2 protein-coding genes (1 of these 2 cut by a window edge) are annotated in these 16546 nt (G+C 68.7%); both read left to right on the top strand.

Annotated elements, in window-relative coordinates; all coding sequences use genetic code 11:
- Nucleotides 1-1427, top strand: partial view of a non-ribosomal peptide synthetase gene (locus tag CAG31_RS00590; RefSeq protein WP_085577540.1) — the final stretch only. Its footprint begins 10984 nt before the window's first position; only the last 1427 of its 12411 coding nucleotides appear in the window; the start codon falls outside the window, past its left edge; it ends in the stop codon at nucleotides 1425-1427.
- Nucleotides 1427-16498, top strand: a complete 15072-nt coding sequence (locus CAG31_RS28835) for a non-ribosomal peptide synthetase (protein WP_085577539.1) — start codon at nucleotides 1427-1429, stop codon at nucleotides 16496-16498. The genes CAG31_RS00590 and CAG31_RS28835 overlap by 1 nt, the downstream gene beginning before the upstream one ends.
- Nucleotides 16499-16546: the final 48 nt, after the last annotated feature.

The raw sequence follows: 16546 nt of genomic DNA, 5'->3' as shown, positions 1-16546 counted from the left end.
TCGCGCTGGACGGCTATGCCCGGGAGACGCCGCGTACGCAGGTGACGCCGGACAACCTGGCCTACGTGATCTACACCTCCGGCTCCACCGGCAAGCCGAAAGGGGTGGCGATCGCCCACCGCAACGTCATGGCGCTGATCGACTGGTCGGCGCAGGTGTACCGCCGCGAGGACATCCAGGGCGTGCTGGCGTCCACGTCGGTGTGCTTCGACCTGTCGGTGTGGGAGCTGTTCGTGACCCTGGCCAACGGCGGGTCGCTGATCATCGCCCGCAATGCCCTGGAGCTGCCGCACTTGCCGGCGCGGGACCAGGTGCGCCTGATCAACACCGTGCCGTCGGCCATCGCCGCGCTGCAGCGTGCCGGGCAGATCCCGCCGGGCGTGCGGATCGTCAACCTGGCCGGCGAGCCGCTGAAGCAGGCGCTGGTGGAGGCGCTGTACCAAACGCCGGGCATCGAGCACGTCTACGACCTCTACGGGCCGTCGGAAGACACCACCTACTCAACCTGGACCCGCCGCCGCGCCGGTGGCCAGGCGCGCATCGGCCGGGCGCTCGACCATTCCGCCAGCCATCTGCTGGACGCCGATCTGCAAGCGGTGCCCCAGGGCGTGTCGGCGGAGCTGTACCTGTCCGGTGCCGGCGTCACCCGGGGCTACCTGGGCCGTGCGGCGATGACCGCCGAGAAGTTCGTGCCCAATCCGTTTGCCGGCGACGGCGAGCGCCTGTACCGCACCGGCGACCTGATCCGCCTGCGCGAGGACGGCGAGCTTGAGTACATGGGCCGGATCGACCACCAAGTGAAAATCCGCGGCTACCGCATCGAGCTGGGCGAAATCGAGGCGCGCCTGCTGGCCCAGCCGGGCGTGCGCGAGGCGGCGGTGCTGGCGGTGGACGGCGAGGGCGGCGCGCAACTGGCGGCGTACGTGGCCGCCGCGCAACTGGATCTGTCCGACGGCGAGGCGCAACGCCGACTGCGCGAGGGACTAAAGACTGGCCTCAAGTCTTCGTTACCTGACTACATGATTCCCGCGCACCTGTTGTTCCTCGAACAGCTGCCCCTGACCCCCAACGGCAAGCTCGACCGCAAGGCGCTGCCGGCGGTGGACGCCAGCCAAATGCAGGCCGCGTACGTCGCGCCGCAGTCGGAGCTTGAGCAGCAGGTCGCGGCGATCTGGCAGCAGGTGCTGTCCGTCGGACGGATCGGTCTGAACGATCACTTCTTCGAACTGGGCGGGCACTCGCTGCTGGCGGTGAATGTCGTGTCGCGAATGGCCCTTGAACTGGGGCTGAGCCTGACTCCGCAACTGCTATTCCAGCACCCCGTCCTGGGCGACTTCGTCGCTCACCTCAATACAGGAGGCGGGGCTATCAATGAACAGAAACTGAGCAAGCTGGAAGCCCTGCTTGACGATATGGAGGAGGTCTGATGGACACGAGTGTTGCTTTGAGGATTGCCAAGCGCTTTATCACTCTGCCGCTGGACAAACGTAAGCTGTACCTGGAAAAGATGCTCGAAGAGGGCGTCTCGCCGGCCAACCTGCCGATTCCGGAAACCCGTACAGGCTTCGAGGCGATCCCGCTGTCCTATGCCCAGGAACGCCAGTTGTTCCTGTGGCAGATGGACCCGCACAGCACCGCGTACCACATCCCCAGCGCCCTGCGCCTGAAGGGCGCGCTGGACGTCGCGGCGCTGGAGCGCAGCTTCAATGCCCTGGTGGCGCGCCACGAGAGCTTGCGCACCACCTTCGTCGAGCACGATGAAAAGACCTGCCAGGTGATCCACCCGCACATGCCGTTGAGCGTGTCGGTGCAGCCGTTGGCGCCGGGGCTGGACGCGGCGGCGGTGGACGCCGCCGTCAAGGCGTTCGTCGAAGGCGAGACCGCGCGCCCGTTCAACCTCCAGCAGGGCCCGCTGCTGCGGGTCGCGCTGCTCAAGGTGGCGGACGACGACCATGTCATGGCGTTGATTCAGCACCACATCATTTCCGATGGCTGGTCGATGCAGGTGCTGGTCGGCGAACTGATCAAGCTGTACGCCGCCGACACCGCCGGCCAACCGCTGACCCTGCCGCCGCTGGCGGTGCAGTACGCCGACTACGCGATCTGGCAACGGCACTGGTTGGAGGCCGGCGAACGTGAGCGGCAACTGGCGTACTGGGTCAAGACCCTGGGCGGCGAGCAGCCGGTGCTGGAACTGCCGATCGACCATCCGCGCCCGGCGGTGCAGAGCTTCCGTGGCGCGCGCCTGGACCTGAACCTGCCGACGGACCTGGCCGACGGGCTCAAGCACCTGGCGCAGCGCGAAGGCGCCAGCCTGTTCATGGTGCTGCTGGCCTCGTTCCAGGCCTTGCTGCACCGCTACAGCGGCCAGCCGCAGATCCGCGTCGGTGTGCCGACCGCCAACCGCAACCGGGTCGAGACCGAAGGCCTGATCGGCTTCTTCGTCAACACCCAGGTGCTCAGCGCCCAGGTGCACGGGCAACTGCCGTTCAACCGTCTGCTGGCCGAGGTCAAGCAAGCGGCGATGGAGGCCCAGGCCCATCAGGATCTGCCGTTCGAGCAACTGATCGAAGCCCTGCAACCGGAGCGCAGCCTCAGCCACAGCCCGGTGTTCCAGGTGATGTACAACCACCAGGCGGTCAACGACCGGGCCCAGCGCCAGAGCCAGGTGCAGCTGCCGCAACTGAGCGTCGAGGACATCGTCTGGGAGGGCCGCACCGCGCAGTTCGACCTGACCCTGGGCACCTACGAGTCCAGCGAGGGCGTGGCGGCGGAACTGACCTACGCCACCGACCTGTTCAAGCCTGAAACCATCGAGCGCCTGGCCCGTCACTGGCTCAACCTGTTGCGCGGCATCGTCGCCGCGCCAAACCAGCGTGTCGGCGAACTGCCGCTGCTGGACGACAGCGAACACAAAGTGCTGCTGCAGGACTGGAACCGCGTGGTCGACCACGCCGCGCCAGCGCCGTGCGTGCACCAGCGCATCGCCTTGCAGGCCCGGCAGACGCCTGACGCCGTCGCCCTGATCGTCGGCGACGCGCAGCTGACCTACGCCGAACTGGACAACCGCGCCAACCGCCTCGCGCACAAGCTGATCGAGCTGGGCGTCGGCCCGGACCGGCTGGTGGGCATCGCCGTCGAGCGCAGCGTCGAAATGATCGTCGGCCTGCTGGCGATCCTCAAGGCCGGCGGCGCCTACGTGCCGCTGGACCCGGCCTACCCGGAAGATCGCCTGGCCTACATGATCGAGGACAGCGGCCTTGAGCTGCTGCTGACCCAATCCCACCTGCAGACGCTGCTGCCGATCCCGGCCGGCCTGGCCACCGTGCTGCTGGACGGGCCGCAGGACTGGCTGGCGGATTACCCGACATCGGCCCCTGACGTGGCGTCGGACGCCGAACACCTGGCCTACACGATCTACACCTCCGGCTCCACCGGCAAACCGAAGGGCGTGATGGTGCGCCACGGCGCCCTGAGCAACTTCGTCGTCAGCATGGTCGGGCAACCGGGGATCGCCGCTGCCGACCGCATGCTGTCGCTGACCACGTTCTCGTTCGACATCTTCGGCCTTGAGATCTACGGCCCGCTGCTGGCCGGCGCCGCCGTGGTGCTGACCGGCAAGGACGTGCACCAGGACCCGCAGGCGGTGCTGGAGCTGATCGCCCGCCACGGCGTGAGCATGCTGCAAGCCACTCCGTCCACCTGGCGCATGCTGCTGGACAACGAACACGCCGCCATCCTCGACGGCCGCACCTTCCTCTGCGGCGGCGAGGCGCTGCCTCAGGAGCTGGCGCAGCGCATGCTGGCGCGCTCGGCGAAGGTCTGGAACCTGTACGGCCCGACCGAAACCACCATCTGGTCGGCGCTGCATCCGCTGAGCCCGGACAGCAGCCGTCCGTTCCTCGGCAAGCCCATCGACAACACCGCGCTGTACATCCTGGGCAGCGACCTGGAACTGAACCCCCTCGGCGCGCCGGGCGAACTGCTGATCGGCGGCGACGGCCTGGCCCGCGGCTACTTCCAGCGTCCGGCCCTGACCGCCGAACGCTTCGTGCCGGATCCGTTCTCCGGCACCGGCGAACGCCTGTACCGCACCGGCGACCTGACCCGCTACCGCGCCGAAGGCGTGATCGAGTACATCGGGCGGATCGACCATCAGGTGAAGATCCGCGGCTTCCGCATCGAACTGGGGGAAATCGAAGCGCGCCTGCTGGCCCTCGATAGCGTGCGCGAAACCGTGGTCGTGGCCCAGGACGGCCCGACCGGCCCGCAACTGGTGGGCTACGTGGTGCCGGCCGACGGCGCAAGCCTGGACGCCGACGGCGAGGCCGCGTTGCGCGCCGCGCTCAAGGCCAGCCTCAAGGCCGAACTGCCGGAGTACATGGTGCCGGCGCATCTGCTGTTCCTCGCGCAACTGCCGCTGACGCCCAACGGCAAGGTGGACCGCAAGGCACTGCCGGCGCCTGACGCCAGCCAACGGCAATCGGCCTACATCGCGCCGCAGACCGCCACCCAGCACACCGTGGCCGGCATCTGGCAAGCGGTGCTGAAGCTTGAGCAAGTGGGCCTTGGCGACAACTTCTTCGAGCTGGGCGGGCACTCGCTGCTGGTGACCCAGGTGGTGTCGCGGGTGCGTCAGGCGCTGAACGTGCAGGTGCCGCTGCGCACCCTGTTCGAGCACAGCACCCTGGCGGACTTCGTCGCCGCGCTCGGGGTCGATCAGGCCCGTCAGGAGCCGCCGATCGTGGCGTTGCCGCGCCTGCAACCGCTGGCGCTGTCCTACGCCCAGGAGCGTCAGTGGTTCCTCTGGCAACTGGAGCCGACCAGCACCGCCTACCACGTGCCGGCGGCGCTGCGCCTGCGCGGCGAGCTGGACCTGGCGGCGTTGCGGCGCAGCTTCGATGCGCTGATCGCCCGCCACGAATCCCTGCGCACCTGCTTTGTGGAGGAGCAGGGCCAGACCCTGCAAGTGATCCAGGCGCAGAGGGCGCTGGAGCTGCCGGTCGAGGTGATCGACGGCGGCCTGGACGACGCCGCGCTGCAAGCGTTGGTCGCCGCCGAGACCCTGCACCTGTTCGATCTGCAGAAGGGCCCGCTGCTGCGGGTCAAGCTGCTGCGCCTGGCCGCCGATGACCATGCGCTGATCATCACCTTGCACCACATCGTCTCCGACGGCTGGTCGATGGGCATCATGGTCGATGAGCTGGTGGCGCTGTACGCCGCCTACAGCCAGGGCCAAAACGTCGAACTGCCGGCGTTGCCGGTGCAGTACGCCGACTACGCCGTTTGGCAACGCCAGTGGATGGACGCCGGCGAACGCGAGCGCCAACTGGACTACTGGACCGCGCAACTGGGCGACGGCGAACAGCCGCTGCTGGAGTTGCCGACCGACCGTCCGCGTCCGCCGGAGCAAAGCCACCGCGGCGCGCGTCAGGACATCCCGCTCAGCGCGGAACTGGCCGCCGGCCTCAAACAGGTGGCGCAACGGGAGAACGTCACCCTGTTCGCGCTGCTGCTGGCCTCGTTCCAGACCTTGCTGCACCGCTACAGCGGCCAGGCCGACATCCGCGTCGGCGTGCCGGTGGCCAACCGCAACCGGGTCGAGACCGAAGGCCTGATCGGCTTCTTCGTCAACACCCAGGTGCTGAAGGCCGAGTTCGACAGCCAGCAGACCTTCCGCAGCCTGCTGCAGCAGGTGAAGAACACCGTGCTCGGCGCCCAGGCCCACCAGGACCTGCCGTTCGAGCAACTGGTGGACGCCCTGCAACCGGAGCGCAGCCTCAGCCACAGCCCGCTGTTCCAGGTGCTGCACAACCACCAGAGCCAGGCCCGCCGCGCCTCGGGTGCCACGCGCCTGGCGAAGGTCGAGATCGAAGGCCTGGGCTGGGCGTCGCACACCGCCCAGTTCGACCTGACCCTGGACACGTTCGAATCGGTGGACAACGTCTGGGCCGAACTGACCTACGCCACCGACCTGTTCGATGCCGCCACCATGGCGCGCTTCGCGCAGCACTGGACGACGCTGCTGCACGGCATCGTCGCCGACTGCGGCCAGCGCATCGCCGACCTGCCGGTGCAGGACGCCGCTGAGCGTCAGGCCACCCTGGCGCAATGGAACCCGGCGCTGACCGCGTTCCCGGGCGAGCGCTGCCTGCACCGCCTGATCGAAGACCAAGCCGAGCGGGCCCCGCACGCGGTGGCCGTGACCTGCGACGGACAGGCCCTGACCTACGGCGAGCTCAACGCCCGCGCCAACCCGCTGGCGCACAAGCTGATCGCCAGCGGCGTGGGGCCAGACGTGCGCGTCGGCCTGGCGGTGGAGCGCAGCCTCGACATGCTCGTCGGCCTGCTGGCGATCCTCAAGGCCGGCGGCGCCTACGTGCCGCTCGACCCGACCTATCCGCAGGACCGTCTGGCCTACATGATCGGCGACAGCGGCATCGGCCTGCTGCTGACCCAGAGCCATCTGCTCGGCCGCTTGCCGGTGCCGGAATCGGTGCGCAGCCTGATGCTCGACCAAGAGCGCGACGGCCTGGAAGGCTACAGCGACGCCAACCCGAACGTGGACATGAGCCCGGACAACCTGGCCTACGTGATCTACACCTCCGGCTCCACCGGCCAGCCGAAGGGCACCTTGCTCGCGCACCGCAACGTGCTGCGTCTGTTCGAGGCCACCGACGCCTGGTTCGGCTTCGGTGCCCAGGACGCCTGGAGCCTGTTCCATTCCTACGCCTTCGACTTCTCCGTGTGGGAGATCTTCGGCGCGCTGCTGTACGGCGGCAAACTGGTGGTGGTGCCTTACGAGGTCAGCCGTTCGCCGGAAGACTTCTACGCCTTGCTGTGCCGCGAAGGCATCACCGTGCTCAACCAGACCCCGTCGGCGTTCAAGCAGCTGATGCAAGTGGCGTGCGCCCCGGAACACGCGGCGCTGCAACCGGCGCTGCGCTACGTGGTGTTCGGCGGCGAGGCGCTGGAGGTCAAGAGCCTGCGGCCGTGGTTCGACCGCTTCGGCGACCGCGCTCCGCAACTGATCAACATGTACGGCATCACCGAAACCACGGTGCACGTGACCTACCGGCCGATCTCGTTGGCGGATCTTTCGCGTGACGCCAGCAGCCCGATCGGCGAGCCGATCCCGGATCTGTCGTGGTACTTGCTCGACGGCGACCTCAACCCGGTGGCCAAGGGCTGCATCGGCGAGCTGTACGTGGGTCGAGCGGGCCTGGCCCGGGGCTACCTGAACCGGCCTGACCTGACCACGCTGCGCTTCATTCCCGACCCGTTCGCCGCCGACGGCGGTCGCCTGTACCGCACCGGCGACCTGGCGCGCTACCGCGCCGACGGCGTGATCGAATACATCGGGCGGATCGACCATCAGGTGAAGATCCGCGGCTTCCGCATCGAGCTGGGCGAGATCGAAGCACAACTGCTGGAGCAGGCGGCGATCACCCAGGCCGTGGTGCTGGCGCAGCCAGGCCCGAGCGGCCAGCAACTGGTGGCGTACCTGGTGCCGGCCGATGCCGCGCTGCTGGACGCCGACGCGACGGAGCAAGCCCGCTGGCGTGACGACGTGCGCGCCGCGCTCAAGGAAAACCTGCCGGACCACATGATCCCGGCGCACCTGTTGCTGCTGGCGCAGCTGCCGCTGACCGCCAACGGCAAGCTCAACCGCAGTAGCCTGCCGTCGCCGGACGCGAGCCAGGCGCAGCAAGCCTACCAGGCCCCGCAAAGCGAGCTGGAGCGGCGTCTGGCCGACATCTGGCAGGACGTGCTCAAGCTTGAGCAAGTGGGCCTGAACGACAACTTCTTTGAACTGGGCGGCGATTCGATCATCTCGATCCAGGTGGTCAGCCGCGCCCGTCAGGCCGGCATCCGCCTCAACCCCAAAGACCTGTTCCAGCACCAGACCGTGCAGCGTCTGGCCCTGGTGGCGCAGATCGGCGAGGACGTGTCCGGCATCGACCAGCAAGCGGTCACCGGTGCAGCGTCGCTGCTGCCGATCCAGCAGCAGTTCTTCGAGGATGACATCCCCGAGCGTCACCACTGGAACCAGTCGGTGCTGCTCAAGCCGCGTCAGCCGCTTCAGGCCGACAAGGTCGAGCAGGCGCTGCAGGCCCTGGCGGTGCATCACGATGCCCTGCGCCTGAGTTTCCGCCGGGAGGGCGAGGCCTGGCAGGCCGAGCACCTGGCGGTGGAGGCTCTGCCGCAGGCCTTGCTCTGGCTGGAAGACATCGCCGACATCGCGGCGCTCGAAGCCCTGGGCAACCGTGCCCAGCGCAGTCTTGACCTGCAAGACGGCCCGTTGCTGCGCGCGGTGCTGGCCACCCTGGCCGACGGCAGCCAGCGTCTGTTGCTGGTGATCCATCACCTGGCGGTGGACGGCGTGTCGTGGCGGATTCTGTTGGAAGACCTGCAGAACGCCTACCGGCAAGCGGTCGACGGCCAGGCGCCGGAACTGCCGGCCAAGACCACGGCGTTCAAGGACTGGAGCGCGCACTTGCAGCGCTACGCCAACGGCCCGGTGCTGCAGCAGGAACTGGCCTACTGGCAGGCCTGCCTCTGCGGCGCCGCCACCGACCTGCCGTGCAAGCGTCTCGACGCCGGCCAGCAGAACCGTCTGGCGCAGACCGTGCAGACCCGCCTCAGCGCCGAGCTGACCCGGCAACTGCTGCAAGAAGCCCCGGCGGCCTACCGCACCCAGGTCAACGACCTGCTGCTGACGGCGCTGGCGCGGGTGATCGGACGCTGGAGCGGCCAGCCGTCGACACTGATCCAGCTGGAAGGCCACGGCCGTGAAGAACTGTTCGACGGCGTCGACCTGACCCGCACCGTGGGCTGGTTCACCAGCCTGTTCCCGGTGCGCCTGACCCCGGCCGAAGGGGCGGGCGAGTCGATCAAGCGCATCAAGGAGCAACTGCGCGCGATCCCGAACAAGGGCATCGGCTTCGGCGCCCTGCGCCACTTGGGCGATGCCCAGGCCCAGGCCAGCCTGCGGGCGCTGCCGAGCCCGCGCATCACCTTCAACTACCTGGGCCAGTTCGACGGCAGCTTCGAGGCCGACGACGGCGCGCTGTTCGCGCCGGCTCCGGACAACGCCGGCCTGGAGCAGAGCCCCGATGCGCCGATGGGCAACTGGCTGACCCTCAACGGTCAGGTGTACGGCGGCGAACTGAGCGTCGGCTGGACCTTCAGCGGCGAGCGCTTCGACAGCGCCACCATCGAACGGCTGGCCCAGGACTACGCCGACGAACTTGCCGCGCTGATCGCCCATTGCGTGACGCCGGGCGCCGAAGGCCTGACGCCGTCGGACTTCCCGCTGGCCGGGTTGACCCAGGCGCAGCTCGACAGCCTGCCGTGGCCGGCCCAGCAGATCGCCGACATCTACCCGCTGTCGGCGATGCAGCAAGGCATGCTGTTCCACAGCCTCTACGAGCAAGCGTCCGGCGACTACATCAACCAGGTGCGCCTGGACGTCGAAGGCCTCGACCCGCAACGCTTTTGCCAAGCCTGGCAGGCGGCGGTGGACAGCCACGACATTCTGCGTACCGGGTTTGTCTGGCAAGGTGACCTGGCGAGGCCGGTGCAGGTGGTGCACAAGCAACTGCCGATGCCGTTCCGCGTGCTCGACTGGCGCGGTCGCGACGACGCCGAAGCCGCGCTCGACGCGCTGGCGGCCGACGAGCAGGCCGAGGGCTTCGACCTCGGCCAAGGGCCGCTGCTGCGCATGGCGGTGGTGCGTCTGGATGACCGGCGCTGCCACCTGATCTACACCAACCATCACATCCTGATGGACGGCTGGAGCAACTCGCAGCTGCTCGGCGAAGTGCTTCAGCGCTACGCCGGCGAAACGCTGCCGGCGCCGACCGGCCGCTACCGCGATTACATCGAATGGCTGCAGCGTCAGGACGCCACGGTCAGCGAACGGTTCTGGACGGCGCAACTGGCCCACCTGCAAGAGCCGACGCGCCTGGCCCAGGCGATCGCCGCTCCCCATGGCGACGCGCCGCGCGACGGTCACGGCGAACGCTACGTGTTCATCGACGCCGCGCAGACCCGCCGCCTGGGCGAGTTCGCCCGGCAGCAGAAGGTCACCCTCAACACCTTGATCCAGGCCGCGTGGCTGTTGCTGCTGCAACGCCTGACCGGGCAGGAGAGCGTGGCGTTCGGCGCCACCGTGGCCGGCCGCCCGACCGAGCTCAAGGGCGTCGAGCAGCAGATCGGCCTGTTCATCAACACCTTGCCGGTGATCGCCAGCCCGCGTTCCGAGCACAGCGTCGGCCAGTGGCTGCAGAGCGTGCAGGCGCAGAACATCGCCCTGCGCGAGCACGAGCACACGCCGCTGTTCGACATTCAGCGTTGGGCCGGGCAGAGCGGCGAGGCGCTGTTCGACAACATTCTGGTGTTCGAGAACTACCCGGTGTCCCAGGCGCTGGAGGAGGGCGCACCGCAGGAGCTGCGCTTCGGCGGCGTCGACAACCACGAGCAGACCAACTACCCGCTGACCCTGGCGGTGAACGTCAGCGATGAGCTGTCGCTGCACTACAGCTACCGGCGCGGGTCGTTCACCGATTCGGTGATCGAACGCCTGAGCGCGCAACTGAACAACCTGTTGTCGCAAATGGTGCAGTCGGGGGACGCCCGCCTCGGCGCCCTGGACCTGCTGGACGCCGCCGACCGCCGCTTGATGGTCGAGCAGTGGAACGCCACCGGCATCGACTATCCGCTGGAGCAGGGCGTGCACAGCCTGATCGAAGCCCAGGCCCTGCGCACTCCGGACGCCCCGGCGCTGGTGTTCGCCGGCCAGACCCTGAGCTACGCCCAGCTCAACGCCCGGGCCAACCAGTTGGCCCACGGGCTGATCGCCCGGGGCGTCGGCCCGGACGGGCTGGTGGGCATCGCGGTCGAGCGCAGCCTGGAAATGGTCGTCGGCCTGCTGGCGATCCTCAAGGCCGGTGGCGCCTACGTGCCGCTGGATCCGGAATACCCGCGCGACCGCCTCAGCCACATGATCGGCGACAGCGGCATCGGCCTGTTGCTGACCCAGCCGCATTTGCTGGCCAGCCTGCCGATCCCCGAGGGCGTGCAGACCGTGTGCCTGGAGCCGACGGGCGCGGACTTCGCCGACCTGTCGACCCACAACCCGCAGGTGCCGTACGACGCCGCCAACCTGGCCTATGTGATCTACACCTCCGGTTCCACCGGGATGCCGAAAGGCGCGGGCAACTCGCACCGGGCCCTGACCAACCGCCTGATGTGGATGCAGCAGGCTTATGGCCTGGACGCCGCCGACACCGTGCTGCAAAAGACCCCTTTCAGCTTCGACGTGTCGGTGTGGGAGTTCTTCTGGCCGCTGATGACCGGTGCGCGGCTGGTCGTCGCCGCACCGGGCGACCACCGCGATCCGGCAAAGCTGATCGCGCTGATCAACGCCGAGCGCGTCACCACGCTGCACTTCGTGCCGTCGATGCTCCAGGCCTTCCTGCAGGACGCCGGGGTGTCGAGCTGCACCGGCCTGACCCGCATCGTGTGCAGCGGTGAAGCGCTGCCGGTGGATGCGCAGGTGCAGGTGTTCGCCAAGCTGCCGCAGGCCGGCCTGTACAACCTGTACGGCCCGACCGAGGCGGCCATCGACGTGACCCACTGGACGTGCCGCGACGAGGGCCGCGACGGTGTGCCGATCGGCCAGCCGATCGCCAACCTGTCGACCTTCATCCTCGACAGCGGGCTCAATCCGCTGCCGGCGGGCGTGGCCGGCGAGCTGTACCTGGGCGGCGTGGGCCTGGCCCGCGGCTACCACCGCCGGCCGGGGCTGAGCGCCGAGCGTTTCGTCGCCAGCCCGTTCGGTGCCGGCGAGCGCCTGTACCGCACCGGTGACCTGGCGCGCTACCGCGCCGACGGCGTGATCGAGTACGTCGGCCGGATCGACCATCAGGTCAAGCTGCGCGGCCTGCGCATCGAGCTGGGCGAAATCGAGGCGCGGCTGGTGGAGCACGCCGCCGTGCGCGAAGCCGTGGTGGTCGCCCGTGACGTGCTGGGCAGCCAGCAACTGGTGGCCTACCTGGTGCCGAGCGATCCGGCGACCGTGGACGCCGCCGAGGCCGTGCGCAACGCGCTGCACGACAGCCTGTCGGACTGGCTGGGCGCGAGCCTGCCGGACTACATGGTGCCGGCGCACCGGGTCTGGCTGGCGCAGATGCCGCTGAGCCCCAACGGCAAGCTGGACCGTAAACGCCTGCCGGCCCTGGAGTTCTCGGCGGCGCAGCACCACGTCGAGCCGTCCGGTGCGGTGGAGCAGGCGCTGGTGGACATCTGGAAAGAGGTGCTGGGCCTTGAGCGGGTCAGCACCACCGACAGTTTCTTCGCCTTGGGCGGCGATTCGATCGTCTCGATCCAGGTGGTCAGCCGCGCCCGTCAGCAGGGCATCGAACTGAGCCCGAAAGACCTGTTCCAGCAGCCGACCATTCAGCAACTGGCCCTGCGTGCCCAGGCCGCCGAAGGCACACCTGCGCCGCAGACCGCGCTGGTGGACATGCCGCTGCATGGCCTGAGCGAGGCTCAGGTCGCCGCGCTGCCGTTGCCGCAAGGCCGGCTCGATGGCCTGTACCGGTTGTCGCCGATGCAGCAGGGCATGCTGTTCCTGGGCCTGAACTCGCCGGAAGCCGACCTGTACATCAACCAGGTGAGCATTCCGGTGCAGGGTCTTGAGCCTGCGCGGTTCAAGGCGGCGTGGGAGGCGGTGAGCCGCCGCCACGACATCCTGCGCACCGGTTTCCTCTGGCAGGACATGGCCGAGCCGCTGCAGTTCGTGCTGGCCGATCCTCAATTGCCGGTCAGCCTGCTCGATTGGCGCGACCAGGATCATTCGCAAGCGGCCCTGCAGGCGCTGGCCGCCGACGAGCGGGCCAAGGGCTTCGACCTTGACCGTCCGCCGCTGCAACGCCTGACGCTGGTGCGGGTGGGCGAGGACAGCCATCAGCTGATCTGGACCTATCACCACATCCTGATCGACGGCTGGAGCAGTTCGCAGCTGATCGGCGAGGTGCTGAGCCAGTACTCCGGCCAGCCGCTGGCTGCGGCCGTGCCTTACCGTCGCTACATCAACTGGCTGCAACAGCAGGACGCCAACGCCAGCGAAGGCTTCTGGCGCGGGCACCTGAGCCTGCTCGACGAACCGACGTACCTGGCCGACACCGTGGCGCGCACCGGCGAGGGGCGCGGTCACGAGGCGCTGTACAGCCGACTGGGCGAAGCCCGCACCGAACGGCTCAAGGCATTTGCCCAGGCCCAGCAGGTCACCCTCAACACCCTGGTGCAGGGCGCGTGGCTGATGCTGCTCAGCCGCTACAGCGGCCAGCGCACCGTGACGTTCGGCGCCACCGTGGCCGGACGGCCGGCGAGCCTGCCGGCGTCGGAGTCGATCCTGGGCCTGTTCATCAACACCTTGCCGGTGATCAAGGACGTGCCGGCCGAACAGGCGGTGGGCCCGTGGCTGCGCGATCTGCAGGACTTCAACCTGGAAATGCGCGAGCGCGAGTACACGCCGCTGTCCGACGTCCAGCGTTGGGCCGGGCGCACCGGGCAGTCGCTGTTCGACAGCATCATCGTGTTCGAGAACCATCCGATCGACCAGGCGCTGCGCGAGTGGCGCGACGATTCGCTGACGTTCGGCGAGAGCGACAGCGCCGGTCTGACCAACTTCCCGATGGACCTGATGGTCACGCTCGAAGACGGTCTGGTGATCGAATACATGTTCCTGCGCGAGCACTTCGACCGGGCGACCGTGGAAGGCATCCGCAGCGACATGGAAGGGCTGCTGGAAGCGTTGGCGCAAGACGCCGCGCAACCGCTGGGCCGCATCGGTCTGCCGACCGCCCAGGCTGTGGCGCCGGCCGAAGCCGCGCCACAACCGCCGGCACCGGCGGTGCATGAGCGCATCGCGCAGTGGGCGATCCAGCGCAGCGAGCAGACCGCCGTGGTGTTCAATGACCAGGCCTTCAGCTACGGCCAGATCGAGGCCCGGGCCAACCGCCTGGCCCATGCGCTGATCGCCGAAGGCGTCGGCCCGGAAGTGCGGGTCGGCGTGGCGCTGCCGCGCAGCGAAAACATGATCGTCGCCCTGCTGGCGGTGCTCAAGGCCGGCGGCGCCTATGTGCCGCTGGACGCGACGTACCCGCGTGAGCGCCTGAGTTACCTGATGCGCGATTCGGGCATCGCGTTGCTGCTCAGCGATTCGGGCCTGCGGCAGGTGATGCCGGTGCAGGACGGCCTGCGGGTGCTGGAACTGGACCGCCTGGCGCTGGGCGACCGACCGGACCGCGCGCCAGAGGTCGCGGTGCAGCCGGGCAACCTGGCCTACGTGATCTATACCTCCGGCTCCACCGGCCTGCCCAAGGGCGTCGGTGTCGCCCACGGGCCGCTGGCGATGCATTGCCGGGCCATCGGCGAGCGCTACGAAATGAGCGAAGCGGACTGCGAGCTGCACTTCATGTCGTTCGCCTTCGACGGCGCCCATGAACGCTGGCTGACCACGCTGACCCACGGTGCGCGCCTGCTGATCCGGGACGACAGCCTGTGGACCGCCGAGCAGACCTACAGCGCGATGCACCGGCACGGCGTGACCGTGGCGGCGTTCCCGCCGGTCTACCTGCAGCAGTTGGCCGAACACGCCGAGCAGGACGGCAACCCGCCGCCGGTGCGCATCTACTGCTTCGGCGGCGACGCGGTGCCGGTGGCGAGCTTCGAACTGGCCAAGCGTGCGCTCAAGCCGCAGTACATCATCAACGGCTACGGCCCGACCGAAACCGTGGTCACGCCGCTGATCTGGAAGGCCGGCGCGCAGGATGTGTGCGGGGCGGCGTACGCGCCGATCGGCAGCGTGGTCGGTGAGCGCAGCGGGTATGTGCTCGACAGCGACCTCAACCGCTTGCCGGTCGGGGTGGCGGGCGAACTGTACCTGGGCGGCGCGTTGGCCCGGGGTTACCTGGGACGCGCCGGCGGCACCGCCGAGCGCTTCGTGGCCAACCCGTTCAGCGCCGACGGCAGCCGCCTGTACCGCACTGGCGACCTGGTGCGCCAGCGTGCGGACGGCACCGTCGACTACCTGGGCCGGATCGACCATCAGGTGAAGATCCGCGGGTTCCGCATCGAGCTGGGTGAGGTCGAGGCGCGGCTCAAGCAACTGCCGGGCGTGCGCGACGCCGCCGTGGTGGCCCGCGAGGGTGCCGGCGGCAAGCAATTGCTCGGCTATGTGCTGGCCGCCGCCGATGCACCGGCGGACGGTTTGTGCGAACGCCTGCGCGAGCAGCTCAAGGCCAGCCTGCCGGACTACATGGTGCCTGCGCACCTGATGTTGCTTGAGCGCATGCCGCTCACCCCGAACGGCAAGCTCGACCGCAAGGCATTGCCGGATCCTGGCGCCGAACAGCGTCAGGACTACGTGGCGCCGCGCACCGAGCTGGAAAAGGCCTTGGCGGGCATCTGGCAGGACGTGCTGAAGATCGAACGCGTCGGCCTGACCGACAACTTCTTCGAACTGGGCGGTGATTCGATCCTGAGCCTGCAAGTGGTGGCGCGCAGCCGCGTGCTGAAGGCCCAGGGCCTGAGCCTGAAGCTGCGCGACCTGATGCAGAAGCCGAGCATCGCGGAACTGGTGGCCAGCGTTCAGGGCAGCGCCGAAAAGGCCTCCGGGCTGCTGGCGATGAACGCCGAGGTCAAGGGCCGGGCGCCGCTGTTCTGCATTCACGCAGGCTTCGGCACGGTGTTCGACTACGAGCCGTTGGCCCGTCGTCTGGGCGGTCGGCGCCAGGTGCTGGCGATCCAGTCGCGGATGCTGCTGGACCCGGCCTTCAGCGATGTGTCGCTGGAGCGCATGGCCAGCGACTACGTGGCGCAGATCCGCGCGAAGCAGCCGCAGGGGCCGTATCACCTGTTGGGCTGGTCGCTGGGCGGGACGCTGGCGATGCTGATGGCCGCGCAGTTGGAGCAGGCCGGCCAGCAGGTCGAGTTCGTCGGCCTGGTGGACAGCTTCGTGCCGTCGGCGGCCGTGAACGCCGGGGCGGTGGACGACTGGCAGGCCGACCTGCGCGACTTCCTGCGGGTGACCCTGCCGCAGGCGGCTGCGGGCGCGGCCATCGACGGCGAAGAGTCGGCGCAGGCGGTGCGGGCGGTGTTCGAGGCCGCCCTGGGGGCCGAGCGTGGGGCATCGACCTACGTGGCCCTGGGCGCCGATGAACTGGCCCATGTGTTCAGCGTCGCGCGTCGGCTCAAGCGCTTGTCGCTGGAGCTGGAGCGCTGCCCGCCGCTGGCCGTCTCGCCGGTGTGCTGGTGGACGCTGGGCCGGGAAGAGGAGGCCATGGAGCTGGCGGCGCAACTGGAGCAGCCGGGCATGGGCGGGGAATGGCTCGATTGCGGGCACTTCGAGATCCCGCGCCATGAAACTTTCCTGTCGGAGGCTGAAGAAATGCTCGGCGAGATCGTTGAACCTGTAGTCATGTCCTGAAACCTGTCCTGAAACCGGAAACACCGAACGGGCGCCCATGGCGCCCGT

The organism is Pseudomonas sp. R25(2017), assembly GCF_002112565.1.
In the GTDB taxonomy this organism is placed as follows: Bacteria; Pseudomonadota; Gammaproteobacteria; order Pseudomonadales; family Pseudomonadaceae; genus Aquipseudomonas; species Aquipseudomonas ekonensis.
This window is presented reverse-complemented; position numbering and strand designations above follow the sequence as displayed.